At 72.1% G+C, this 4888-nt stretch carries 6 protein-coding genes; all 6 read left to right on the forward strand.

Annotated features, from left to right (window positions below; all coding sequences use genetic code 11):
• Window positions 1–199: 199 nt before the first annotated feature.
• Window positions 200–343, forward strand: coding sequence for a hypothetical protein (locus EYA84_RS32685; RefSeq protein WP_161595048.1), 144 nt, complete (start codon window positions 200–202; stop codon window positions 341–343).
• The gene (locus EYA84_RS26500) at window positions 340–894 is read left to right on the forward strand and encodes a hypothetical protein (RefSeq protein ID WP_131056399.1); all 555 of its coding nucleotides are present in this window, start codon (window positions 340–342) and stop codon (window positions 892–894) included. Before EYA84_RS32685 ends, EYA84_RS26500 begins: the two co-directional genes overlap by 4 nt.
• On the forward strand, window positions 884–2464 hold the full coding sequence (locus tag EYA84_RS26505) for a glycosyltransferase family 2 protein (protein WP_131056401.1): 1581 nt from the start codon (window positions 884–886) through the stop codon (window positions 2462–2464). The genes EYA84_RS26500 and EYA84_RS26505 overlap by 11 nt, the downstream gene beginning before the upstream one ends.
• Window positions 2452–3309: a choice-of-anchor P family protein gene (locus EYA84_RS26510; RefSeq protein WP_131056403.1), complete on the forward strand. Its 858-nt coding sequence runs from the start codon at window positions 2452–2454 to the stop codon at window positions 3307–3309. Before EYA84_RS26505 ends, EYA84_RS26510 begins: the two co-directional genes overlap by 13 nt.
• Window positions 3310–3312: 3 nt before the next feature.
• On the forward strand, window positions 3313–4485 hold the full coding sequence (wecB, locus tag EYA84_RS26515; RefSeq protein WP_131056405.1) for a non-hydrolyzing UDP-N-acetylglucosamine 2-epimerase: 1173 nt from the start codon (window positions 3313–3315) through the stop codon (window positions 4483–4485).
• A gap of 208 nt (window positions 4486–4693) precedes the next feature.
• A partial coding sequence (locus EYA84_RS26520) for a glutamine synthetase beta-grasp domain-containing protein (protein ID WP_236145968.1) occupies window positions 4694–4888 on the forward strand: 195 nt, incomplete at its 3' end.

The raw sequence follows: 4888 nt of genomic DNA on the forward strand, positions 1-4888 counted from the left end.
CCGGCGATGGTGACGGGAATCCGGCCGGTGCCGGCGCCGCCGACCCGGGCCGCTTCGCACACCCCGCCGATCGGGCCCGGAGCCCGTCCCGGTCCCGAGCTTTCGTCACGTTCTAGGAACATCCGCTACGTACGGTTCTGTCCGATATGTTCGCTTTGGCCCGCTTGGGGGCAGCGTTCCAACGGAGAGGTGACGGCGGATGTACCCGACGAAAGGTCCGGCGATCGGCGGAGGTCTCGCGACGACCGGAGTGGCGATTCAGTCCTGGCTGCTCGTGGGGATCGGGCTGGTCCTGCTCGGTGCCGCCCTGTGGCTCGCCACCTTCGTGAGCCGACCCAGATGAACGACCGGCCGACCACCCGGTCCACCGTGGCGAGCTGGCTGCAGGCGGCGCTCGGCGCCGTCTGCGGCGTCGCCCTGGGCGCCCTGCTGCTCAAGCGGTGGCACGACGTGGCAGTGGTCGAGGCGTGGCTGAACGCGCGGCTCGTCGCCGCGATCGGGCTCGCCGACACCGACTCCATCGGCGCGGCCGTCATCTTCCCGCTGGACCAGCGCTGGGTCGGTTTCCTGGTCTCCACCGGATGTTCGGTGGCGCTGTTGCTGATACCGCCGTTCGTGCTGGCCGCACTGCTGGTCGGCTTCCGGCGGGTGACCCTGACCCGGGGCCTGGTCGCGGTGGCACTCGCCGTCGGGCTGCTCGTGGTGGTCAACCAGATGCGCCTCGCCGCCGTCGTCGCCTCGATGCGGCTGTGGGGCTTCGAGGTCGGCTACCAGCGCAGCCATGTCCTGATCGGCTCGGCGATCAGCACCGTCGGGCTGATCGCCGTCGCCATCGTCTTCCTCTTCCTGGTGGGACGCGGCGGCCGGGTACGGAGGTCCGCCGGTGCCCGTTGAGATCCAGTCCCTGGCCGTCCTGAACACGGCGGCGTTCCTGCTCTGCGTCTACTTCTGCGCGTACGTGCTGAGCATCCTGGTGCTGCACCTGCGGACCCCGCGCTCCCAGGGCTGCGACCACACCGGCTTCGACTGGCACATCGTCATCCCGTGCCGCAACGAGGCCAGTGTCATCGCGGACACCCTGCACCGGCTGCTGCGTGACCTGCCGGACGTCACCGTCTGGTGTGTCGACGACGCCTCCGACGACGGCACCGACGCCGTCCTGCAGTCCTTCTCCGGCGATCCCCGCGTCCGGGTCGTCTCCCGCCGGTTGCCCGACGCCGTCCTGGGTAAGGGCGCGGCGCTGAACGCCGCGTGGCAGACGATCGAACGCCACCTGCCGGCGGACGTCGACCCGGAACGGGTCATCCTCGGTGTCCTCGACGCCGACAGCTACCTGGACCCCCGGTGCCGTTCCGCGCTCGCCGGCCCGCGCTACTTCGGCTCCATTTCGGTCGCCGCCGTCCAGGTCGAGGTCCGCATGATCCAGTGCGCCCGCCCGACCGCCGGAATGGGCCGCCTGGCCCGGCTGCTGGTCCGGTTGCAGGACATGGAGTTCCGGGCGCCGATCGCCGCGATGCAGTCGCTGCGCCGCTACACCGCGAGCGTGGCGATGGGCGGCAACGGCCAGTTCACCCGGGTGTCGCTGCTCAAGCAGCTCGCCGCCGAGCACGGCACACCCTGGCACGGGGCCCTGCTGGAGGACTTCGAACTCGGCCTGCACATCCTGCTCCAGGGCAGCCGCACCGAGTACTGCGCGGAGAGCTGGGTCGCCCAGGAGGCGCTGACCAGGATCCGGCCCCTGATCCGTCAGCGGACCCGCTGGGCCCAGGGCTCGATGCAGTGCGGTCGTTATCTCGCCGCCGTGCTGCACTCCCGGCGGGTCAGCAACTCGGCCACCCTGGAGATCGCCCACTTCCTCGCGGCACCGTGGTTCCAGCTTCTCGGCACCCCGGTCTACCTCGGCTGCCTCGCCGTCCTCGGCTGGTACGTCTCCCGGACACCGGGCGGCCTGACGGGTTGGTGGACGGCGGGTGGTTGGGGCGTACTGCCGCTGATCGTGGTCTTCGGGGTCCTGCCCTTCGCGATCTGGGGCCTGGTCTACCGCAACCGCTCCGAACCACACCTCTCCGTCTCCGCCGCGATCGGCCTCGGGGTCAGTCACTGGCTCTACAGCTACGTGCAGTCGGTGGCCGTCTGGTTCGCCTTCGCCCGGATGCTCACCTCCCGCTCGGAGTGGCAGAAGACCGCCCGCGACGCCGACCAGACCCCGGCCCCCGACGACGTGGCCGCCCCACCGGCACCCGCCGCCACCGGCACGGGCTCTGCCAGGACCGCCGGCCCTGTCACGGCCGCCGGCCCTGTCACGGGCTCCGGCACCGCCATCGGCACCGCCACCGTTCGGCGCCCGCACTACCGCCCGCGCGGCATGGTCTCCGTGCCGCAACCCCCGGTGCAGCCCACCCCGTTCGACCGCCCCGACGTCACCGTCAGAAGCAGAAAGAGAGATCTCACATGCACAAAGTAAGGTCCGGCGTCGCCCGGGCTGCGACGGCGATCGCCGGTGGTCTGGTGATGGCCCTGGCCGTCGCGTCGCCAGCGATGGCCGACACCTCGCAGTCCAGCGCCTCCGCACTGCAGATCAGCCTCGTCGGAGGCGGTCTGGCGAGTTCCGGCACCGCGAGCGCCACCAACGACGGCACCACGGAGTCGATCTCGGGCAACACGAACCCGCCGCTGGCCGTGCTCGGCGGTCAGACCGTCATCACCGCCGGTGTGCTCGGGCAGTCCGTCCGCGCCTACAACGACGGCACCTCCGCCGCCTGTGCCGGCGTGCTCGGTGCCGGTGGCGCCATCACCATCGGGGCCGGCGGCTCGTGCATCGTGACCCCCGGCTCCGAGGTGACCCTCACGCTGGGCACCAACGGGCTCGCCACGATCAGCCTCGTGGCGGACGCCATCTACTCCGAGTGCACCGCGACCAGCAGCCCGTCGGCGAGCGGCTCGGCGACCCTGGTCAACGCGCGCATCGTCTCGACCCTGCTGGGCATCCCGACGACGCTGCTCAGCCTGCCCGCCAACCCGGCGCCCAACACCGGGTTGAGCGTTCCGGGGCTGCTGAACCTGACCCTGAACGGCCAGACCAGCTCGACGACCGGGCAACTGACGGTCACCGCCCTGGACCTGTCCGCCCTGGGCGGCGCGCTCGCCTCGGTGGTCATCGGCACCTCCAGCTGCGGCGTCAACGCCGTGGCGCCGCCCATCCCGGTGATCCCGCTGGCCGGCGCTCCGGTCGCCCTCGGTCTCGGCGCGGTCGTCGCCGGCGCCGGTGGCTTCTTCCTGCGCCGTCACCGCGCCGCGCGCCGGAGCTGACCGATGGGTCGTGACAGAGTGGGGCCCCGCCAGATCATGGTCCTGGCCGGCACCCGTCCCGAGGGTGTCAAGATCGCGCCAGTGGTGCGCCTGCTCTGTCACGACCCACGCCTGACGGTGACGGTGGTCGACACCGGCCAGCAACCCGGCCGGGTGGACGAGGCGTTGGCGCCGTTCCGGCTCCACGCCACAGCCACCCTGAGCGTCGCCCGGGACACCGGCACGCTCGCCGAGCTCGCCGCCGGGTTGAGCACCGCCGTGGAGGGCCTGTTCGCCCTCCACCGGCCGGACGCGGTGGTGGTGCACGGGGACACCACCACCGCGCTGGTCGGCGGGCTGGTGGCCTTCTGGAACCGGATACCGGTGATCCATCTGGAAGCCGGCCTCCGCAGCCACGACCTCACGCAGCCCTTCCCCGAGGAGGCCAACCGGGCCATGCTCGCCCGGATCGCCGCGCTGCACCTGGCCCCGACCACCACCGCACGGGACAACCTGCTGGCCGAAGGAGTACCCGCCGACCGCGTCGTGGTCACCGGCAACACCGTGGTGGACGCCGTGCACACCCTGCTCCGCGAGGGCCTGGCCCGCGTACCGTCCTGGGTGGACCCCGATCGTCGACTGATCGTGGCGACCGCGCACCGGCGGGAGAACTGGGGCACCGGGATCAGCCAGGTGCTGCGGGCGCTGACCCGGGTCACCGCGACACACACCGACGTCGAGCTGGCCCTCATCACCCATCCGAACCCGCACCTGGCCGCACAGGTGCGGGCCGGCGTCGAGGGCGCGTCGAACGTCCGCCTCCTGCACCCGCTCCCCTACCCCGACATGATCGGCCTGCTCCGCGCCGCCCGGGTGGTCGTCACCGACTCCGGGGGCCTGCAGGAGGAGGCCGCCAGCCTCGGCGTACCCGTCGTGGTGACCCGGGCCGCGACCGAACGGCCGGAGATCGTCGCGCAGCACCTGGGCGACCTGGTCGGCACCGACCCCGACCGGATCGTCCGCGCGGTGCGCGACCGGCTCGACCACCCGACACCGGCCATGCAGAGCCGGGCCTTCGGCGACGGCCACGCCGCCCGGCGCTGCGGGCGGGCGATCACCGCCCTGCTGGGCCTGCCGGACGCCCCGTACCCGCGCCGTCGGCCCCCGGCCGTCGCGCCGCGTACCACCCGGGTCTGAGTCGTACCCGTCGAACGACCGGCCCGCAGGCGTCGCCGTGACCGGCCCATTGACGGCGACCGGCCCGGCAGCGCCGTGACCGGCCCAGTAGCGCCGTGACCGGCTGAGCCCGGGCGAAGCCGGGCGGATGGCCGACGTGACGCCGCACGTCGTCGTACCGTCAGGTGACGGCTCGCCGACCGCGCAGGTCAGGCCGCCGACCTGGCCGATGTCCGGACCACCGTGGGAGGACTCCATGTTCACCGACCCGCAGGAGCTTCCGCGCTATCTGGCGACCGAGGACGTGAAGTTCGTCGACGTACGTTTCTGTGACCTGCCGGGTGTGATGCAGCATTTCAATCTGCCGGTGGAGTCTGTCGACGACAACTTCTTCACTGATGGTCTCGCGTTCGACGGGTCGTCG

It is taken from the genome of Verrucosispora sp. SN26_14.1 (assembly GCF_004307965.1).
In the GTDB taxonomy this organism is placed as follows: Bacteria; Actinomycetota; Actinomycetes; order Mycobacteriales; family Micromonosporaceae; genus Micromonospora.

Excerpts from the sequence above, each read along its gene's own strand:
- EYA84_RS32685 (WP_161595048.1), top strand. The coding sequence starts at position 200 with ATGTACCCGACGAAAGGTCCGGCGATCGGCGGAGGTCTCGCGACGACC.
- EYA84_RS26500 (WP_131056399.1), top strand. The coding sequence starts at position 340 with ATGAACGACCGGCCGACCACCCGGTCCACCGTGGCGAGCTGGCTGCAG.
- EYA84_RS26510 (WP_131056403.1), top strand. The coding sequence starts at position 2,452 with ATGCACAAAGTAAGGTCCGGCGTCGCCCGGGCTGCGACGGCGATCGCC.
- wecB (WP_131056405.1), top strand. The coding sequence starts at position 3,313 with ATGGGTCGTGACAGAGTGGGGCCCCGCCAGATCATGGTCCTGGCCGGC.